Annotated in this window: 18 protein-coding genes; 13 read left to right on the top strand and 5 right to left on the bottom strand. The window is 70.3% G+C overall.

The window, feature by feature from the left end; translation table 11 throughout:
- Positions 1-2: 2 nt before the first annotated feature.
- From YS110_10635 to YS110_10625, 3 genes are all read right to left on the bottom strand, one after another.
- Positions 3-554 (bottom strand): penicillin-binding protein activator LpoB, encoded by a 552-nt coding sequence (locus tag YS110_10635; GenBank protein ID UJB65172.1) that lies wholly within the window; start codon positions 552-554, stop codon positions 3-5.
- Positions 555-677: 123 nt separating this feature from the next.
- On the bottom strand, positions 678-4,595 hold the full coding sequence (locus YS110_10630; protein UJB65171.1) for a tetratricopeptide repeat protein: 3,918 nt from the start codon (positions 4,593-4,595) through the stop codon (positions 678-680).
- Positions 4,555-7,389, bottom strand: a complete 2,835-nt coding sequence (locus YS110_10625; protein UJB67420.1) for an endo alpha-1,4 polygalactosaminidase — start codon at positions 7,387-7,389, stop codon at positions 4,555-4,557. Before YS110_10625 ends, YS110_10630 begins: the two co-directional genes overlap by 41 nt.
- 173 nt (positions 7,390-7,562) lie before the next feature.
- Here YS110_10625 and galE point away from each other — a divergent pair, with 173 nt between their 5' ends.
- From galE to tatC, 10 genes are all read left to right on the top strand, one after another.
- Positions 7,563-8,603, top strand: a complete 1,041-nt coding sequence (galE, locus tag YS110_10620; GenBank protein ID UJB65170.1) for a UDP-glucose 4-epimerase GalE — start codon at positions 7,563-7,565, stop codon at positions 8,601-8,603.
- 136 nt (positions 8,604-8,739) lie between these two features.
- On the top strand, positions 8,740-9,519 hold the full coding sequence (gene hisF / locus YS110_10615) for an imidazole glycerol phosphate synthase subunit HisF (GenBank protein ID UJB65169.1): 780 nt from the start codon (positions 8,740-8,742) through the stop codon (positions 9,517-9,519).
- Between the two features lie 76 nt (positions 9,520-9,595).
- A complete protein-coding gene (gene hisI, locus YS110_10610) occupies positions 9,596-9,985 on the top strand; it encodes a phosphoribosyl-AMP cyclohydrolase (protein UJB65168.1) in 390 nt (129 codons plus the stop codon).
- Positions 9,986-9,990: 5 nt separating this feature from the next.
- On the top strand, positions 9,991-10,380 hold the full coding sequence (locus tag YS110_10605) for a phosphoribosyl-ATP diphosphatase (protein ID UJB65167.1): 390 nt from the start codon (positions 9,991-9,993) through the stop codon (positions 10,378-10,380).
- Complete coding sequence (locus tag YS110_10600) at positions 10,377-10,763, top strand: hypothetical protein (protein UJB65166.1); 387 nt, start codon at positions 10,377-10,379, stop codon at positions 10,761-10,763. The genes YS110_10605 and YS110_10600 overlap by 4 nt, the downstream gene beginning before the upstream one ends.
- Positions 10,756-11,799, top strand: coding sequence for a patatin-like phospholipase family protein (locus YS110_10595; protein UJB65165.1), 1,044 nt, complete (start codon positions 10,756-10,758; stop codon positions 11,797-11,799). Before YS110_10600 ends, YS110_10595 begins: the two co-directional genes overlap by 8 nt.
- Positions 11,800-11,816: 17 nt before the next feature.
- Complete coding sequence (locus YS110_10590) at positions 11,817-12,173, top strand: histidine triad nucleotide-binding protein (protein UJB65164.1); 357 nt, start codon at positions 11,817-11,819, stop codon at positions 12,171-12,173.
- A gap of 86 nt (positions 12,174-12,259) precedes the next feature.
- Complete coding sequence (tatA, locus tag YS110_10585; protein UJB65163.1) at positions 12,260-12,499, top strand: Sec-independent protein translocase subunit TatA; 240 nt, start codon at positions 12,260-12,262, stop codon at positions 12,497-12,499.
- An 8-nt stretch (positions 12,500-12,507) separates the two neighbouring features.
- Entirely contained in the window at positions 12,508-12,984 is a 477-nt protein-coding gene (gene tatB / locus YS110_10580) for a Sec-independent protein translocase subunit TatB (protein ID UJB65162.1), read from the top strand.
- Positions 12,985-13,053: 69 nt separating this feature from the next.
- Positions 13,054-13,836 (top strand): twin-arginine translocase subunit TatC, encoded by a 783-nt coding sequence (gene tatC, locus YS110_10575; protein UJB65161.1) that lies wholly within the window; start codon positions 13,054-13,056, stop codon positions 13,834-13,836.
- Between the two features lie 75 nt (positions 13,837-13,911).
- Here tatC and YS110_10570 read toward each other — a convergent pair whose 3' ends face one another.
- Complete coding sequence (locus YS110_10570) at positions 13,912-15,054, bottom strand: trypsin-like peptidase domain-containing protein (GenBank protein ID UJB65160.1); 1,143 nt, start codon at positions 15,052-15,054, stop codon at positions 13,912-13,914.
- Positions 15,055-15,129: 75 nt separating this feature from the next.
- On the opposite strand from YS110_10570, the gene YS110_10565 reads away from it, so the two are divergent.
- Together YS110_10565 and pdxA are read left to right on the top strand one after the other, a co-directional pair.
- On the top strand, positions 15,130-15,882 hold the full coding sequence (locus YS110_10565; GenBank protein ID UJB65159.1) for a Nif3-like dinuclear metal center hexameric protein: 753 nt from the start codon (positions 15,130-15,132) through the stop codon (positions 15,880-15,882).
- Positions 15,883-15,938: 56 nt separating this feature from the next.
- Positions 15,939-16,985, top strand: a complete 1,047-nt coding sequence (gene pdxA, locus YS110_10560) for a 4-hydroxythreonine-4-phosphate dehydrogenase PdxA (protein UJB65158.1) — start codon at positions 15,939-15,941, stop codon at positions 16,983-16,985.
- A gap of 57 nt (positions 16,986-17,042) precedes the next feature.
- On the opposite strand, the gene mscL is transcribed toward pdxA, so the two are convergent.
- Positions 17,043-17,474: a large conductance mechanosensitive channel protein MscL gene (gene mscL, locus YS110_10555; protein UJB65157.1), complete on the bottom strand. Its 432-nt coding sequence runs from the start codon at positions 17,472-17,474 to the stop codon at positions 17,043-17,045.
- A 152-nt stretch (positions 17,475-17,626) separates the two neighbouring features.
- Between mscL and petA the strand changes: the two genes are divergently transcribed.
- Entirely contained in the window at positions 17,627-18,226 is a 600-nt protein-coding gene (petA, locus tag YS110_10550) for a ubiquinol-cytochrome c reductase iron-sulfur subunit (GenBank protein ID UJB65156.1), read from the top strand.
- Positions 18,227-18,234 lie beyond the last annotated feature (8 nt).

The raw sequence follows: 18,234 nt of genomic DNA, 5'->3' as shown, positions 1-18,234 counted from the left end.
GATCAGCGGGCACCCGACAGGCCCGATTGCAGCAGCTTGCGGATCAGCTTCTGCGCGACGGCGGAGAGCGCCTCGCGGCTCCAGCCGCTCTGGCCGCCGGAGCCGCTCCACAGGATGTCACCCGTGGCCACGTCCAGGATCTGCAGCGTGACGCCGGCGGCGGGCTCGCCGTCCACGCCGACCTTGTAGCGCCATTCCTCCACGGTGCCGGCCAGCGCGTAGCGGATCTGCTGCTCGCGCGCCCAGTTCAGGGCGTCGTTCATGCGCGCGCTGTCACCGGCGTTGAACAGGGCCTCCTGCTGCGTGGTGCTGGGTGCGCGCCGCACCGCGCCCACGTCCTGGGCGTGCAGCAGGGCCTGGGCGATGGCTTCGGCGCGGTTGCCCGCCAGCGGCGTTTCGGTGTGGTTGGCGAAGGGCAACACGACCCAGCTGGCCTGCCGTTCCAGCGCGGGCGGGGTGCCGCGGTCGATGGTGGAGCAGGCCGCCAGCAGCAAGAGGGCGCCAGCGGTGGCCAGCATGCGCAGGCGGCGGGTGAGCGATGGGCGAGGGAGCATGTGGTTTCTCCTTGGGAAGCACTGGAAAGAGGCGGGGTGGGGACGGGCAGTATCGGGGTGACTCTTTTTTTGATAGCTGCTTGCGCTTGTCTGGTAAGGGTTGGAGGCCATTTTCATTCAAATTCAGAAATGGAGCCGGTACGACAGTTGCAAGGAGCGCGTGAGCCCCAGGGACTGCACGCCGGACTTGGTCAGGTTCCAGTCCAGGTTCAGGTGGTCCGGGCCGAACACGCTGCCCGACAGCCCCAGGCGCAGGCCGTAGCCGGGGCCCATGCTGCTGTGCCAGGTGCGGCTCACGCTGGCGTAGGGGCGCATGGCGCGCGTGTATTCCTGCGCGTAGCGCATGTTGCTGGACAGTTCGACGCCGTAGAAGCGGAAGCTCTCGGGCAGGAAGAAATCGGGCCCCATGGCGGTGCCGGGCGGCAGCAGGTTCTGGAACTGCTGGCCCTGCGGGCCGAGGAAGTTGCCGGGGTCGCGGCGCTCGAACGCGTGGCGGGACCAGAACGCGCCGAACGCCAGCCCGGGCGCGTCCTGCCGGTAGGTGTGGCTGTACTGGAGCGAACTGTGGCGCCCGGTGCCCACCACGGCGCCGGTCTGCAGCATGTAGCGCTCGGCCCAGTGCATGAGCGTGAACTGGTCCTGGCGCGTGGCCTGGTAGCGCAGGTTCGCGGCGGCGCGGTCCTTCATGCCGCCGATGCGCAGCGCCAGGCTTTCCTCGCTGGGCTGCTGGGTGCCGACTTCGCCGCCCAGGGTCAGCCGGTTGTCCAGGCGCTGCTCGTGGGCCAGCAGCCGCGGGTAGGTGGTGGCGTAGCCGTGCCGCGCGGCGGCGCGCAGTTGGGTCTCGCCGTCGGTGTGGCGCCAGCGCAGCAGCACCTGCGCCACTTCCTCGTCGGGCACGTTGCGCAGCAGGTTCGGCGCCGTGCGCAGGCGGCGGATGCTGGCCAGCTCCATGTCGAGTGACAGCCGGGGGCTGACCGCCAGGTGCAGCAGCGCGGCGTTGCGCGCTTCGTCCATGCCGCCGAGCTGGCTGTACTGCGTGCTGGCGCCTGCCTGGTCGCTGAAGGCCAGCAGGTTCTCGGTCAGCTGCAGGTGCAGCGGGGCATCGTCGTGCTGGTCGTGCTGCGTCTCGAAGGCCGCGGTCTGGGCCAGGCGCACGTCGTGCACGGCGGCGGCGGCGTTCACGCGGTCGTAGCGCGGCAGGCGCTCGTCGAATTCCTGCAGCAGCTGGCCCGTGGCGGCCTTGTCGTCCTCGGCCAGGGCCACGGTGATGTCGGCCCACAGCGGGCGGTTGGCGCGCAGGCCGTGGGTGCGCGCGTACTGGTGCCACAGGTAGCCACGCTCCGCCGTGTATTCGCCGGCGTCCTGCAGCCAGCCGATGGCGGTTTCCGCCGCCGCGTTCGACAGGCTGGCCTCCGCGTCCTGGTCCAGGCGCAGCAGCTCGCGCAGGATGGCCAGCGCCGGGTCGCCGGGCCGCTGCGTCATGAGCAGGCGCGCGCGCGCGATGCGCCGCGTGGTGTCCAGCCCCTCCTCGGTCAGCCAGCGCTGGCGCGCCTCGGCGGCCGAGGCCGCGTGCATCTGCTGCCGCTGCTGCATCAGGAGGTGGCGGCGCAGGCGCCACGCCTGGTCGGCCTGCTGGTTCTGGTCCAGCGCGTCGGCATAGTTCATGAGCCACAGGAAGTCGCTCTGGTGCGCGTGCACCTGCGGCGTCAGGTAGCGGTCCAGGGCCGTCTGGGGCAGGGACAGCGCCTGGTAGGCGGCGGCCAGGGAGTCGTGCAGCTCCGGGTCGGCGCTCCAGCGCGCCTCGTGCGTGGCGAGCAACTGGCGCAGCGCCGCGGCGTCGTTGCTGTCGATGAACAGCCAGAGCAGGGCGCTGCGCATGTCGGTGGAGCTGGGCGCGGCGCGCAGGCCGTTCTCGAAGTAGGCGCGCGCACGGCCCGTGGCGCCGGTGTTCTGGTAGTAGGTGCCGGCCAGGCGCAGGTATTCCGGCGTGGCCAGCAGCGCGGCGGCGGCCTCCCGCTGCGCGGCCGTGGGGGCGTCCACGTCGCGCACCAGGCGGGCGGTGTCGGCCCAGCGGCTGCGGCTGACGTGGAAGGTGAGCGCGTCCACCAGGTATTCGGGCCGGGCATAGCGCTGCCACGCCATTTCGCTGATGCGCGCCGCCTCCAGCGGGTAGTCGTCGCGCAGCAGGCGCACCAGCGCCTCGAAGTCCGAGGGCTCCGCCTCGGGCAGCGCGATGAGCTTGCGGTACGCCTCCACGGCCAGGGCCTGGCGCTGGCGGCTCTCGGCCAGCTGGCCGGTCATGCGCCAGTAGTCCTGGGCGTGCGTCTGCGGCATGTCGCCGTGGCGCGCGGCTTCGAGCCAGGGCAGCCCGAGCTGGGGCTGGCGCAGCAGCAGGGCCAGCACGGCGGCCTGCATGGCGCGCTGGGGCGTCAGCGTGCCGGGCTGGGCGAGCAGCTTGCGCCATTCCTGCAGGGCCAGCGCGGGCTGCCCGGCGCGTTCGGCCAGTTGGGCGAGCAGTTCCTGCGCCTCGGCGCCCTGGCCGTGCGCCTGCAGGTAGTCGATGGCGGGCTGGGGCTCGCCCAGGCGTTCGTAGGCATCGACCAGCTCGCGCACCAGGCGCATGTCCGACGGGCGGCTGCGCAACTGGTACAGCAGGGCCTGGGCCAGCGCCGCGTCGTCGAACTGTCCGGGTGCGATGCGCAGCACGGCCTGCCAGGCATCGGGGCGCTGCGTCTGGCGCGCGATGGCGAGCCAGTTCTCCAGGGCCACGTCGGCGCGCTCGGTCCATTCCGACACCCGTGCCAGGCGCTCGCGCCAGGCGATGTCCTGCGGCCGCTGCCGCACGGCGGCGCGCGCGATGGCCCAGGCGTCGTCCTGCTTGCGGTTTTCCAGGAAGACCTCGTAGGCCAGGCTGTAGACCTTGTCGTCGAAGGGCAGGCCGGGCGCGCGGGGCTGCGCCGCCGCGCCATCGGCCGCGCGCATCATGCGCCATGGCCCCAGGGGCGCGCTGGCGATGGCGCCCGGCGGCAGCAGCCAGTGCGCGCCGTCGTCGAAAACCGGGGCCGGGCGCGGCGCCGGCGCGCGCAGCGCGGCGGGCTGCATGAACGGGCGGGCTGCTGCCAGCACGGGGGGCGGTGCGTCTTCGGCAGGCCGCAGCAGGGCCATGCGCAGGAGCTTGCGCACGTAGCGGTCGGCCACGTCCGGGCGCGCCGCGGCGCGGGCCAGCTCGGTCATGCGCAGCAGCACCTGCGGGTCGTCGGCGAGCGCGCCGATCTCCTGCTCGCCCAGGGCCACCGCGTCGGCCAGCCGGTTGCCGGACTGCAGCGCGGCCAGGGCGGCGAGGAAGTAGGCCTTGGCGTGCTGCGGGTCGGTGGTGACGCGCCGCGCCAGGATGTAGAGCTGCGCGCAGGTTTCGTAGTCAGAGACGCCCAGGGCCTCGCGCGCGGCCTGCTCGTACAGGCGCGCGGCTTCGTCCGGGTCGGCCTGCCGCGCCGCCAGCTCGCGCGCGCTTTGCTGCGCGAAGGCCGGGTCGTGGAATTGCGCGCCCCACTGGCCCAGGCGCGCCAGCCGGTCCGCGGGCCAGTCGTATTGGCGCAGCGCCTGCAGTTTCTGCTTCATCGCGGGGCGCAGCCGGGCGCGTTCCTCGCCATCGGCGGCGAGGGCGATGTACGCGGCGTAGTCGAGCTCCCAGTCCAGCCATGCCAGCTCGCGCTGGATCTGCGGGTCGGCGCTGCCGCGCACGCGCTGCAGTTCCTCGCGTGCCTCGGGCAGTTCCCCCAGCAGCAGGTGCTGGCGCGCCAGCAGCAGGTGCAGGTGCATGTTCGCCGGGTCGCTGCGCAGCAGGTTCTGCAGGTACACCACCGACAGCGCGATGTCGGTGCCCGCCGTGGCCGTGGCCAGGCGCCGCTCCAGGTCCTGGCGCGGGTACAGCAGCCAGAGCGCGCCGCCGATCAGTCCGGCCAGCAGCGCGATCAGCCAGGCCGGGGCCAGGACCGGCCGCTCAGCGGACTGTGCATTGAACCTGGATGTCTGCTGCAGCATGGGAAAGCCGGTAGGCGCGCGCGGCGGGGCCGGAGGCGCGGGACGAAGAAAGGGGGCTGAGCGCGCGGCCATCGGCGCGCACCTGGCAGGCGTCGGCGTCGCGCAGGCTGAATTCCAGCGGCGCATGGCCTTGCAGCGAGAAGCGCACCGAAGCGCCCTCGGCCTGCCAGGCGGTCAGGCGCGCATTGGCCTCGTACAGCGAAGGGCGCACGGCGGGCTGCGCGGCCGTGCCGGTGCGCAGCCAGGCGTCGCCGCCCGTGAGGTGCACGTAGCTGCCTTCGCTGGAGCCTGCGGGGCCTTCATGCCAGCCGGCCACGCCCCGGCTCGCGGCGGGCAGTGGCGTGCCGAGCGCCGCGGGAACGCGCACGGTGCGCAATGCGCCATTGCCGCGGATGCGCCAGCCCGCGCCGTCGCGCGCGATGGCCATGCCGTGCCAGTCCTGCACCTTGTGGATGTACTCCGAGGGGAAGACCGGGTGCAGCGGCTGCGCCACGGCCCAGCCGTAGACCTTGTGCAGCGCGTTCAGCCCGGCGCGCTTGCTGGCCGAGTACGTGTGGTAGTAGATGTCCACCGGCTTGAGGCGGCGCGGCGATTCGGTCAGCGCGAAGGTCTGCAGCACCCGCTGGTAGCCGTAGAAGGGGCCTTTCCACAGCGCGGTGTAGATGTTCTCGTTGGTGATCGGGGCGTACACCTGCAGGAAGCCGTTCTTCGTGATGCCCAGGGGGCCGACCTCGGTCAGCGTGGGCACGTTGTCGGTGATCGACGTGTCTCCGCCGTTCATGTTCAGCAGCCCGGCGCGCTCGGTGATCTCCAGCGCCTCGGCATTGGGCGCGGTATCGCCCGACCATAACAGGATGCGCACCTTCTTGTCGGGCGGCGCCAGCCGCTCGTTGATGTACTGGCTCGACCCGATGATCTCGCGCCGCAGGTCCATGGTGTAGCCCGGGATGCGCAGGCCCTCGGCTGCCTCCGACTTGTCGCCGAAGACGCCGTGGCGCACCTTGGTGTCCCACAGGAACGGGTGCGAGAAGGTGTGGCTGGCGATCTCCACGTGCGGCAGCCGGAAGAGCTTGCGCGCCACGTCTTCGAGCTGCGGGCTGAGCTCCGGGTACAGGCCGTGCGGCGCGGTTTCCGCCTCGATGACGGAGACGGCGTGCGGAATGCGGTACTTCTCGATGATTTCGCGCCGCATCACGTCGGCGGCCAGCGGGCTGCCGGCCAGTTCGGCGCGCGAGGCGAAGCCGTCGCCGTCCACGTGGGCGAACAGCAGGCGGCGCCCGTTCTCGGTGGTCGCGTCGGGCACGGGCAGCGCGGGCAGGCCCAGGCTGCGCTGCAGCAGCGTGAAGGGATCGGCCACCCAGTGCGAGAACTCGGTGCCGGGCACCTCGGCGGTCACGAAGGGGTTGGCCAGGAAGCCGCCCCAGGGCATGAGCGCGCCGCCGATGAACGCCTGGCCGCGTTCGTCGCGCACCTCGACCAGCAGCTCCGCGGCGTCGCCCGGCGGCGCGTCCGGGGTGCTCCAGACGAAGCGCGGGCCGTCCAGCGGCTCGGGGTCGGCCTCGAAGCCGAGCAGCGGGCTCTTGCGCGCGATGCGCTGCAGCCCGCTCACCCGCACGGGCTGGATGCCCAGGCGTTCCGACAGCGACTGCGTGAGCAGAAAGCCGAAGTCGCCCAGCACGAGCAGGGGCATCTGCTCGTCCAGCCGCGCCTGCAGCCAGCGCGCCAGCGGTGCCACGCGGTCTTCCTGGACGTAGCCGGTGAACCAGGTCACCACCCCGGCGTAGCGGTCCCGGCCGGCGGCGGGCGGCGCGCCATCGCGGATGTCGGCGAAATCCACCACGTAGCCGAGGTGGTTCAGCGGCATCTGCAGGAAGCGGTGCGCCAGGGCGTAGTTGAGCGAGGGTGTCTCGGCGCCGTTGTAGACCACCAGCACGCGGCGCGGCACGGGCTCGATGCTGCCGATGCCGATGGTGGACAGGGCCGCGTCGCTGACCCAGGGAATGAAGCCGTCGGCGGCGATGCGCGCGGCCGTGGCGCGCGCCAGCGCCCGGTCGTGCGGCGGCGCGTAGTCGATGGCCAGCACGGGCAGGCCGTCGCGCTGCTGGATGGTGCGCAGCTGCGCCTGCAGCCATGCGCGGTCCTGGGGCGCGACTTCCTCATAGCGCCGGGTGCGGGCGTTCCAGCCGCGGTACAGCGACTCGGCTGCCACCATCTCGATCTTGTCGCGCACGCGGGGCACGATGTCGAAGCCCCGGTTCAGGATGAGCCGGATGCCGGGAAAGCGCCCGTGCAGGGTCTCGATCACGCGCACCAGGCCTTCCTGCTGGGCCTGTTCGTCGAACTGTGCCGCCAGGCGGTAGGAATCCAGGGTGTCGAGGAAGAAGCCCCGGTAGCCGCGCTCCCACAGCGGGGCGACCACGCGGCTGGCGAAGAAATCGGGCCAGGCGGCCACGCTCTGGTCGATCACGTCGGACTGCCAGTCCTTGTTGCGCGCGAATTTCCAGGCCGGCGGAATCCCGGCGTAGTGCGCGCGCGAGGGCAGCACCTCCGTCACCGAGACGTAGGCGTAGAAGCGCGTGGGCGCGAGCTGGGCGCGGGCGTCGCCGGTGCCGCTGGCGGCGTGGTCCGGCTCGACGACCACGATGTCGAACGCGCGGAAGTCGGACAGCGGCAGCTCCTGGCCGTAGTACAGCGCGACGGCGGGCGTGGCGGCATGCAGGGCCGCGGGCAGCAGCCAGCACGCCAGCAGGCGCACGAGGCCTTGCGCCAGGCGCCGCCCAAGGTGCCGCGCCATGGCGAGAGTCGTCATTGCGTTAGATTCAGTGGCGGGCAAGAGAGGTCCTGGAGGCTGGGGCGTGCGGGGATTCTATTAAGATGTTAATAGATTTTTCAAATCATTCATTTGTTAACAATAGTTGAATTTCCTGCCGTGGTTTGTCACGGCGGTGCAGAAGAAAGAGGTGCTGTGTGATTCTTGTGACGGGTGGCTGCGGCTATATCGGTTCACACCTCTGCGTGGCCCTGGCCCAGGCGGGCGAGCCGTACCTGGTGGTGGACAACTTCAGCAACAGCCGGCCCTCGGTGCTGGAGCGGGTGGCGCGCATTACGGGCCAGGCGCCTGCCTTCGTCGAGGGCGATGTGCGCGATGTGGCCCTGCTGCAACAGCTGTTCGCGCGCCACGCCATCTCGGCGGTGGTGCACCTGGCGGCGTTCAAGGCCGTGGGCGAGTCGGTGCGCGAGCCGCTGATGTACTACGGCAACAACGTGGCCGGCACGGTGGCGCTGCTGCAGGCCATGCGCGACGCGGGCGTGCGCAGCATGGTGTTCTCGTCGTCGGCCACGGTCTATGGCGACCCGGCCAGCCTGCCGATCCGCGAGGACTTCCCGCTCTCGGCCACCAACCCCTACGGCTGGAGCAAGCTGATGATGGAGCAGGTGCTGGCTGACGTGGCGGCGGCCGAGCCGGGCCTGTGGCGCATCGCGCGGCTGCGCTACTTCAACCCGGTGGGCGCGCACGAGAGCGGCCTCATCGGTGAGGACCCGCAGGGCATTCCCAACAACCTCCTGCCCTACGTGGCACAGGTGGCCGCGGGCCAGCGCGAGGTGCTGAGCGTGTACGGCGGCGATTACCCCACGGTGGACGGCACCGGGGTGCGCGACTACATCCACGTCTGCGACCTGGCCGAGGGCCACGTGGCGGCGCTGCGCTACCTGCGCCAGCACCCGGGCCTGCTCACGGTGAACCTGGGCACGGGCCAGCCGGTGTCGGTGCTGGAGATGGTGCGCGGCTTCGAGCAGGCCAGCGGGCGCCCGGTGCCCTACCGCATCGTGGCGCGCCGCCCCGGCGACGTGGCGGCCTGCTGGGCCGACCCCGCGCTGGCTGGGCGCCTGCTGGGCTGGCGCGCGCGCCGGGGCGTCGATGCCATGTGCCGCGATGCCTGGCGCTGGCAGGACGGCGAGGCGCGCAGGCTGGCCGATGCTCCTTTATTGATAGCTGGCAGCGCTTGATGGGCCTTGTTTTTTCCATCAATCACGTTGGAAATCGAGGAATACCAAGCGCACCCAGCTACTTTTTTGGTAGCGCAAGGCGCGGCGGCCCGTGGTATCTTGCGCACCTTGTTCCCAACCTCCAGAGTGCCGGCGCATGCTTGCCAAACGCATCATTCCCTGCCTTGACGTGACCGGCGGCCGCGTCGTCAAGGGCGTCAACTTCGTCGAGCTGCGCGACGCGGGCGACCCCGTAGAGATCGCCGCGCGCTACAACGCGCAGGGCGCCGACGAACTCACCTTCCTCGACATCACCGCCACCAGCGACGGGCGCGACCTGATCCTGCCGATCATCGAGGCCGTGGCCAGCCAGGTGTTCATTCCGCTCACCGTGGGCGGCGGCGTGCGCACCGTGGAAGACGTGCGCCGCCTGCTCAACGCCGGCGCCGACAAGACCAGCTTCAACTCCGCCGCCATCGCCAACCCCGAGGTGATCGACCAGGCCTCGGGCAAGTACGGCGCGCAGTGCATCGTCGTGGCCATCGACGCCAAGCGCCGCCAGGGCGACGACCTGGCGCAGCGCGGCCCGGGCTGGGACGTGTACAGCCACGGCGGGCGCAAGAACACCGGCCTGGACGCCGTGCAGTGGGCCATGGAGATGGCGCGGCGCGGCGCGGGCGAGATCCTGCTCACCAGCATGGACCGCGACGGCACCAAGAGCGGCTTCGACCTGCAGCTCACGCGCGCCGTGAGCGACGCCGTGCAGGTGCCCGTGATCGCCTCGGGCGGCGTGGGCAACCTGGACGATTTAGCCGACGGCGTGCAGCAGGGCGGCGCCGACGCCGTGCTGGCTGCCAGCATCTTCCACTACGGCGAATACACCGTGGGCCAGGCCAAGCAGCGCATGGCCGAGCGCGGCATTCCGGTGCGGCTTTAAGATCGTGAACACGTTCTAAGCAAAATAGGCCTCCAGCGCTTGTCCAGAGCGCGCAAGCAGCTACATATTCAAGAGCATGAACTGGTTGGATCAAGTGAAATGGGATGCGCAGGGCCTGGTGCCCGTGATCGCGCAGGAGCAGGGCACGGGCGACGTGCTGATGTTCGCCTGGATGAACCGCGAGGCCCTGGCCAGGACGGCCGAGCTGGGCCGCGCCGTGTACTTCAGCCGCTCGCGCGGCAAGCTGTGGTTCAAGGGCGAGGAGTCGGGCCACGTGCAGACCGTGCACGAGATCCGCCTCGACTGCGACAGCGACGTGGTGCTGCTCAAGGTCACGCAACTCGGCCACGCGCCCGGCATCGCCTGCCACACGGGGCGCCACAGCTGCTTTTTCAGCGTGCTGAAGGACGGCGCGTGGCAGGCCGTCGATCCGGTCTTGAAAGACCCTGAATCCATCTACAAGTAAGACCCATGCGTTCCAACGATTCCCTGGCCCCCGCGCCGCAAGACGCGCTCGCGCGCCTGGCCGCCGTCATCGAAAGCCGCAAGGCTGGCGACCCCGACAAGAGCTACGTCGCGCGCCTGCTGCACAAGGGGCCGGACGCCTTCCTCAAGAAGATCGGCGAGGAGGCGACCGAGGTCGTCATGGCCGCCAAGGACGTGGACCATGGCGCGGACAAGTCCAAGCTGCTGTACGAGGTGGCCGACCTGTGGTTCCATTCCATGGTGGCGCTGGCCCACTACGGCCTGGCGCCCGCCGACGTGATCGCCGAGCTGGAGCGCCGCGAAGGCACCAGCGGCATCGAGGAAAAAGCCTTGCGCAAGGCGGTTGCGCGTGCCACCGAGGAGGGTTCTCCATGAGCGACATCATCGACGTGCAGACCAGCGAGGAAAAGGCCGAGGGCCTGAAGGCCTGGGGCTGGGTCAGCTACGTGCTGCACCTCATCGTGGCCGTGGCCGCCGTCGTGCCCGGCGCGCAGCCCAGCGCGGCGCTGCTCATCATCGCGCTGGTGCTCGACCTGGTGAAGCGCGGCGACGCCGAGGGCACTTGGCAGGGCTCGCACTTCTCCTGGCGCATCCGCACCGTGCTGTGGGCCGGGGTGCTGTACCTGGTGACCGCGCCGCTGTGGCTGCTGTTCTTCGTCCCGGGCTGGATCGCCTGGGGGCTGATCTCCATCTGGTTCCTGTACCGCATCGTGCGCGGCATGGTGGCCATGAACCAGGACCGCCCGGTCCATGCCTGACGACACCACCCGCGCGGCGGCCCCGCTGGCGCCCCTGAACCTGGCCCTGCAGGGCGGGGGCTCGCACGGCGCGCTGACCTGGGGCGTGCTGGATGCGCTGCTCGAAGACGGGCGCTTCGCGCTCGAAGGCATCAGCGGCACCAGCGCGGGCGCCATGAACGCCGTGGCCGTGGCCCATGGCTTTGCCCAGGCCGCGCTGCAGCACCAGGACGCGCGCGACGCGCACGCGGCCGGCTGCGTGCTGGCGCGCCAGACCCTGGCGCGGCTGTGGGAGGGCGTGGGCACGCTGGGCAGCCTGCTGTGGGGCGTGCCGCTGCAGAACAACCCGGTGCTCGGCCTCATGGCGCAGTGGCTGTCGCCCTACCAGACCAATCCGCTCGACATCAACCCGCTGCGCCGCCTGCTGGAGCGCGAGGTGGATTTCGACGCGCTGTGCCACGTGCGCGGCGCGCGCGGCCCCCGGGTGTTCGTGTGCGCCACCAACGTACGCACGGGGCGCGGCGAGATCTTCTCGGGGCCGCGCCTGTCGGTCGACGCGGTGATGGCGTCGGCCTGCCTGCCGCTGCTGTTCAAGGCGGTGCAGATCGACGGCGAGCACTACTGGGACGGCGGCTACTCGGGCAACCCGGCCCTGCACCCGCTGATCTACCACACCGAGTGCGCCGACATCCTGCTGGTGCAGATCAACCCGATCGAGCACCGCGCGCTGCCGGAGACGGCGCAGGACATCATGGAGCGCACCAACGAGGTGACCTTCAACGCCAGCCTGCTGGCGGAGATGCGCGCCATCGAGTTTGTGCGCCGGCTGCTGGCCGAAGGGCGGCTCGACCCCCGGCGCTACAAGGACGTGCGCCTGCACCGCATCGACGGCGGCGCGCTGCTGGAGGGCTTCGGCGCCGCCAGCAAGACGCGCGCCGACCTGGCCTTCGTGCGCCAGCTGTTCGCGCTCGGCCGCGCCGAGGGCGAGCGCTGGCTGGGCGCGCATGCCTCTGACGTGGGCCTGCGCCCGACCATCAACATCGCCGACATTCCCTGATCTCGCTTCTCCACCCCATGCACGATCCGAACTGCCTTTTCTGCAAGATCATCGCGGGCCAGATCCCTTCGAAGAAGGTCTACGAAGACGACGACGTCTTCGCGTTCCACGACATCCACCCCTGGGCGCCGGTCCATTTCCTCATGGTGCCCAAGCACCACGTGCCCTCCATGGCCCAGGTGGGCGACGCGCACGAGGCACTGCTCGGCCGCATGATGGCCCTGGCGCCCAGGCTGGCGCTGGAGCAGGGCTGCGGCCCCTACCCGCAGGGCGGTTTCCGCATCGTGGTGAACACGGGCGACGAGGGCGGCCAGGAGATCCACCACCTGCACATCCACGTGATGGGCGGCCCGCGCCCCTGGCTCAAGGGGTGAGGTTCACGCCCCGCACGCCCGTCCGGGTATGCGCGGGCGGTGCCATGTCCGCCCTCTACAATGAACGGATTCGTTAGGAGAATTTCATGGGCTCGTTTTCCATCTGGCACTGGCTGATCGTGCTGCTGATCGTCGTCATGGTGTTCGGCACCAAGAAGCTCAAGAACATCGGCTCCGACCTGGGCGGCGCAGTCAAGGGCTTCAAGGACGGCATGAAGGACGGCGGTGCCACCGAGGAGGCCGCAGGCAAGCCCGCGGGGCAGGTGGCCAACCAGCAGGCCGCTGACAAGACCACCATCGACGTGGAAGCCAAACAAAAGAGCTGACCCACGCCATGATCGACATTGGCCTGTCCAAGATGGCGCTGGTCGGCGCCGTGGCGCTGATCGTCATCGGCCCCGAGAAGCTGCCGCGCGTGGCGCGCACCGTCGGCACCTTGCTGGGCAAGGCGCAGCGCTATGTGGCCGACGTCAAGGCCGAAGTGAACCGCAGCATGGAGCTGGACGAACTGCGCAAGATGAAGGACGAGGTCGAGGGCGCGGCGCGCAACGTCGAGCAGTCCATCCAGACCGAGGCGCGCGCGTTCGAGAAGGACTGGAACGAGGCCACGGGTGCTGTGTCCTCCGCCGATGGTGCGTCTTCCGCATTCGAGGACACGCCGCCCGCGCCGGCCTACAAGCACCCCGGCAAGAACTGGCGCCTCAAGCGCGGCGCCACGCCGCAGTGGTACAAGGCACGCGCCGGCGTGCGCACCAAGGTTCTGTCGGGCGCGGCGCGCGTGGCGCGCTACCGGCCCAAGAAATTCCATTGATCCGGCCGCCGCGCGGCCCGGGGCCGCAGCGCAAGCCAGGTTGCGCCCGCCCCTGAAAACACCCCTCCCATGTCCGAGAACCCTTCCCAAGACGACGAGCTCGCGGGCACCGAGCAGCCCTTCGTGCAGCACCTCATGGAGCTGCGCGACCGCCTGCTGTACTGCCTCTACGGCGTGGCCGTGGCGCTGATCGTGCTCGCCATCTGGCCCGGCCCGAACGGGCTGATCGACTTCATCGCCCAGCCCATCCGCGCCCACATGCCGCCCGACGCCAAGCTGATCGCCGTGGGGGTGTTCACGCCGTTCTTCGTGCCGCTCAAGGTGCTGATGCTGGTGGCCGTGCTGGCCGTGCTGCCGTGGATCATCTACCAGCTCTGGGCCTTCGTCGCGCCCGGCCTGTACAGCCACGAGAAGAAGTTCGCGCTGCCGCTGATCCTCTTCGGCAGCCTGCTGGCCTACGTCGGCATCGCCTTCGTGCAGTTCTTCGTGCTCGACAAGATGTTTGGCTTCATCCAGGGCTTCACGCCGGCGAGCGTGGCGGCCACGCCGGACATCGCCTCGTACGTCGAATCCATCCTGTCGCTGTACCTGGCGTTCGGCATGGCGTTCCAGGTGCCCATCGTGGTGATGCTGCTGGTGCGCTTCGGCATCGTCGAGGTCGACAAGCTCAAGAGCTTTCGCGGCTACTTCATCGTCGTGGCCTTCGTCATCGCCGCCGTGGTCACGCCGCCCGACGTGATCTCGCAGCTCGCGCTGGCGATTCCAATGTGCCTGCTGTACGAGGTGGGCATTCTCGGCGCGGGCTGGTTCCTCAAGGTGTCCAAGGCACCGGAAGAAGCCGAGGAATCCTGAGCAGGCATCAAAAAGGCTGCCAGCGCTTGTGTGGCAAGCGCTGGCAGCTTCTTTTTTGATAGCGCTTGGCGAAAATTAACGCCGCGCCGCGCGCTGGGCCGGGCGCACGCCGGGCGACACCTGCAGCTCCACCGGGCCGTCGCCGCGCTGCAGCATGAAGGGCACGGGCTGCCCGGGCTTGAGCGCCGCCACCGCCGTGAGCAGCTCCGACACGTTGCGCACCGGGTGGCCTGCCACCTGCACGATCACGTCGCCCGGCCGCAGGCCCGCCTCGGCGGCGGGGCCGCCCTGCAGCACGCCGGTGATGATGACGCCCTCGGAGGCCTTCACGCCGAAGGTCTCGGCCAGCTCGGGCGAGAGCTCGTTCGGCTCCACACCGATCCAGCCGCGCGTGACGTGGCCGTCGCGCACGATGCCGTCGAGCACCATGCGCGCCGTGGACACGGGAATGGCGAAGCCGATGCCCATGCTGCCGCCCGAGCGCGAGTAGATGGCGGTGTTGATGCCCTGCAGGTTGCCCAGCACGTCCACCAGCGCGCCGCCGGAGTTGCCGGGGTTGATGGCCGCGTCGGTCTGGATGAAGTTCTCGAAGGTGTTGATGCCGAGCTGGCTGCGCCCGAGCGCCGAGACGATGCCGCTGGTCACCGTCTGCCCCACGCCGAACGGGTTGCCGATGGCCAGCACCTGGTCGCCCACGGCGAGCTGGTCGGAGTTGCCCAGCACGATCACGGGCAGCTTGTCGAGTTCGATCTTGAGGATCGCCAGGTCCGTCTCCGGATCGGTGCCGATCACGCGCGCCTGGGCGCGGCGGCTGTCGGTGAGCGTGACCTCGATTTCGTCGGCGCCCTCGACCACGTGGTTGTTGGTCAGGATGTAGCCGTCGGGGCTGATGATCACGCCGCTGCCCAGGCCCACCTGCGCCTGCGGGCCGGGGTCGCCGAAGAAGAACTGGAACCACGGGTCGTTGCTGCGCGGGTGGCGCACGGCCTTGCTGGTGTTGATGCTCACCACCGCCGGGGCGGCCTTGCGCGCGGCCGTGCTGAAGCTGCCCGGCGCGGTCGCGCCCTCGGGCTGCGGCGCCGCCTCCAGCAGCGTGATGCCGGCGCTGGACACGCGCTGGCCGCGTCGCAGCCAATCGGGCTGCAGCGTGGCGACGACGAAATAGGCCGCGACCAGCACGGTCACGGCCTGCGAGAACAGCAGCCAGAAGCGCTTCATGGATTCTTTTGGGAGGCAGTGAAACCGGCATTGTGCGGTATCCCCGCGCCCGGCGCAGGCTGAGACAATCGGCGCATGAGCATTTCCCGAAACGAACTGCTGCGCGGCCTGGACGGGCTGCTGCAGCCCGAGCGCTTCAAGGACTACGGCCCGAACGGCCTGCAGGTCGAGGGCAAGGACGGCATCCAGCGCATCGTCAGCGGCGTCACGGCCAGCCGCGCCTTGATCGAGGCCGCCATTGCCGCGCGCGCCGATGCCCTGTTCGTGCACCACGGCCTGTTCTGGCGCGGCCAGGACGGGCGCGTCGTCGGCTGGATGAAGGAGCGCCTGCGCCTGCTGCTGGCGCACGACATCAGCCTGTTCGCCTACCACCTGCCGCTCGACGCCCACCCGGAACTGGGCAACAACGCGCAGCTCGGGCGCGTGCTCGGCTGGCAGGCCGACCAGCGCTTTGGCGAACAGGAACTGGGCTGCGTGGCCCCGGCGGCGTTCGCCGATGCCCAGGCGCTGGCTGCCCATGTGGAGCGTGCGCTGGGGCGCGCGGCCACGCTGGCGCCGGGCGAGGGCGCGCGCGCCATCCGCCGCGTGGCCTGGTGCACGGGCGGCGCGCAGGGTTTCTTCGAGGCCGCCATCGCCGCCGGGGCCGATGCCTTCATCACCGGCGAAATCTCCGAGCCGCAGGCCCACCTGGCGCGCGAGACCGGCGTGGCCTTCATCGCCGCCGGGCACCACGCCACCGAGCGCTACGGCGCGCCCGCCGTGGCCGCGCACATGGCGGCGCTGCATGGGCTGGCGCACCAGTTCATCGACATCGCCAACCCGGCTTGATACTTTTTTGATAGCTGCCAGCGCTTGACTGGCGGGCATTTGAGCCACTTCTGACCATGAATTCCACGCACGCGGAAAAACCCATCGCCATCACCCAGGGCGACAGCGCCGGCATCGGGCCGGAAATCATCGCCCAGGCGTTCCGCGACGCGCCAGACCTGCTGCGCGGCTGCTTCGTGGCGGGCGAGCTGGCCACGCTGTGCCGCGCTGCCGCGTGCATCGAGGGGCCGGGCCGCCCGCCCTTGCCCGTGGCGCTGCTGGCGCACCCGCGCGCGGCGTGGGACATGCCGCCGCGCTGCCTGCCGGTGCTGGCGCTGCCCGGCCTGCCCGGGCCGCAGCCCTGGGGCCAGGTCAGCGCCGAGGCGGGGCGCGCTGCCGCGCATTGCGTGCAATGGGCGGCGCGCGCGGCGCTGCGCGGCGAGCTGGCGGCGCTGGTGACGGCGCCGCTGCACAAGGAGGCGCTGGCGGCGGCGGGCGTGGATTTTCCCGGCCACACCGAGCTGCTCCAGGCCGAGGCGGCGCAGCACGCGGGCGTGCCGCTGGCCGGCATGCCGGTGCGCATGATGCTGGCCAGCGACGAACTGCGCACCGTGCTGGTCAGCATCCACGTGTCGCTGCGCGATGCGCTGGCGGCGGTGACCTTCGGCAACGTGCTGCAGACCCTGCGCATCACCCATGCCGCGCTGGTGCGCAGCCTGGGCCGCGCGCCGCGCATCGCGGTGGCCGGGCTGAACCCGCACGCGGGCGAGGGCGGGCTGTTCGGCCGCGAGGAGATCGAGGTGATCGCGCCCGCCATGGCGCAGGCGCGCGCCGAGGGGCTCGACGTGCACGGCCCCTACGCGCCGGACACGGTGTTCATGCGCGCGCGCGCCACCAGCGCGCGCCCGGGCGAGTTCGACGTGGTGGTGGCGATGTACCACGACCAGGGGCTGATCCCGGTCAAGTACCTGGGCGTGGACAAGGGCGTGAACGTCACCCTGGGCCTGCCGCTGGTGCGCACCAGCCCCGACCATGGCACGGCCTTTGACATCGCGGGGCGCGGCGTGGCCGACGCGGCCAGCCTGATCGAGGCCGTGCGCATGGCGCGCGCGCTGGCCGCGTGAAGCAAAACAAAACGCCCGTGGCGCGGATGCCACGGGCGCTGTGCGGGCCGGTGTCTTTCAGCGCTTGAGGCTGTCGCGGATCTCGCGCAGCAGCACGATGTCTTCCGGCGTCGCGGGTTCGGGCGCGGGCTCGGCGGCGGGCGCTTCGCGCTTGAGGCGGTTGATCTGCTTGATCATCATGAAGATGATGAAGGCCAGGATCAGGAAGTTGACCGCCACGGTGATGAAGCTGCCGTAGGCGAACACTGGCACGCCGGCCTTCTTCAGCGCGTCCAGCGTGCGCGCCGTGCCTTCGGGCACCGTGCCCAGCACGACGAAGAGGTTGGAGAAATCGAGCTTGCCGAAGACCAGGCCGACCAGCGGCATGATGAGGTCGGCGACGACCGAATCGACGATCTTGCCGAACGCGCCGCCGATGATCACGCCCACGGCGAGGTCGATGACGTTGCCCTTGACGGCGAACTCCCTGAATTCTTTCAACATGCTCATTGCAGCGCGCTCCGGTGGTGGCGGACTTGAAAAACCGCCCTATTGCTTGACATAGGGCAGCGCCTTGGCACGCGACAGCCCCCCGGCCGCGATTATCACTCCGCTACAATTTGTGGTTGACCCTAATAGCGTTGCATACCGAGGATCCCCCCATGAGTGAAACTCCGATCGACTCCGGCAAACGGACGTGGCTGATCGCGTCCGGCTGCGCTGGCGCGGTGGGCGGCGTGGCTGCTGCCGTCCCCTTTGTGAGTACGTTCCAGCCCTCTGAGAAGGCCAAGGCGGCAGGTGCGGCCGTCGAGGTCGACATCTCCAGCCTCAAGCCCGGCGAGAAGATCACCGTGGAGTGGCGCGGCAAGCCGGTGTGGATCGTCAAGCGCACGCCGGAGCAACTGGCCGAGCTGCCCAAGCTCGATGGCCAGCTGGCCGATCCTGCATCCAAGCGCAACCCGGCGGAGCTCACGCCCGAGTACGCGCGCAACGAGTGGCGCTCCATCAAGCCCGAGGTGCTGGTGGCCGTGGGCATCTGCTCCCACCTGGGCTGCTCGCCGTCCGACAAGTTCGTCGCTGGCCCGCAGCCTTCGCTGCCCGACGACTGGAGGGGCGGCTTCCTGTGCCCCTGCCACGGCTCCACCTTCGACATGGCCGGCCGCGTGTTCAAGAACAAGCCCGCGCCCGACAACCTCGAAGTGCCGCCGCACATGTACCTGTCGGAGACCAAGCTCCTGATCGGTGAAGACAAGAAGGCCTGAGGGAGACA

Origin of the sequence: Acidovorax sp. YS12, assembly GCA_021496925.1 — a bacterium.
Taxonomy (GTDB): domain Bacteria; phylum Pseudomonadota; class Gammaproteobacteria; order Burkholderiales; family Burkholderiaceae_C; genus Paenacidovorax.
Note: the sequence above shows the minus strand (reverse complement) of the source record. Positions and strands in the feature narration are given on the sequence as shown.

Coding starts and splice junctions, on each gene's coding strand:
- tatA (UJB65163.1), top strand. CDS start 12,260: ATGGGCTCGTTTTCCATCTGGCACTGGCTGATCGTGCTGCTGATCGTC.
- YS110_10635 (UJB65172.1), bottom strand. CDS start 554: ATGCTCCCTCGCCCATCGCTCACCCGCCGCCTGCGCATGCTGGCCACC.
- mscL (UJB65157.1), bottom strand. CDS start 17,474: ATGAGCATGTTGAAAGAATTCAGGGAGTTCGCCGTCAAGGGCAACGTC.
- YS110_10595 (UJB65165.1), top strand. CDS start 10,756: ATGCCTGACGACACCACCCGCGCGGCGGCCCCGCTGGCGCCCCTGAAC.
- YS110_10565 (UJB65159.1), top strand. CDS start 15,130: ATGAGCATTTCCCGAAACGAACTGCTGCGCGGCCTGGACGGGCTGCTG.
- YS110_10570 (UJB65160.1), bottom strand. CDS start 15,054: ATGAAGCGCTTCTGGCTGCTGTTCTCGCAGGCCGTGACCGTGCTGGTC.
- tatB (UJB65162.1), top strand. CDS start 12,508: ATGATCGACATTGGCCTGTCCAAGATGGCGCTGGTCGGCGCCGTGGCG.
- hisF (UJB65169.1), top strand. CDS start 8,740: ATGCTTGCCAAACGCATCATTCCCTGCCTTGACGTGACCGGCGGCCGC.
- YS110_10605 (UJB65167.1), top strand. CDS start 9,991: ATGCGTTCCAACGATTCCCTGGCCCCCGCGCCGCAAGACGCGCTCGCG.
- YS110_10625 (UJB67420.1), bottom strand. CDS start 7,389: ATGGCGCGGCACCTTGGGCGGCGCCTGGCGCAAGGCCTCGTGCGCCTG.
- YS110_10630 (UJB65171.1), bottom strand. CDS start 4,595: ATGCTGCAGCAGACATCCAGGTTCAATGCACAGTCCGCTGAGCGGCCG.
- tatC (UJB65161.1), top strand. CDS start 13,054: ATGTCCGAGAACCCTTCCCAAGACGACGAGCTCGCGGGCACCGAGCAG.
- hisI (UJB65168.1), top strand. CDS start 9,596: ATGAACTGGTTGGATCAAGTGAAATGGGATGCGCAGGGCCTGGTGCCC.
- YS110_10600 (UJB65166.1), top strand. CDS start 10,377: ATGAGCGACATCATCGACGTGCAGACCAGCGAGGAAAAGGCCGAGGGC.
- pdxA (UJB65158.1), top strand. CDS start 15,939: ATGAATTCCACGCACGCGGAAAAACCCATCGCCATCACCCAGGGCGAC.
- petA (UJB65156.1), top strand. CDS start 17,627: ATGAGTGAAACTCCGATCGACTCCGGCAAACGGACGTGGCTGATCGCG.
- YS110_10590 (UJB65164.1), top strand. CDS start 11,817: ATGCACGATCCGAACTGCCTTTTCTGCAAGATCATCGCGGGCCAGATC.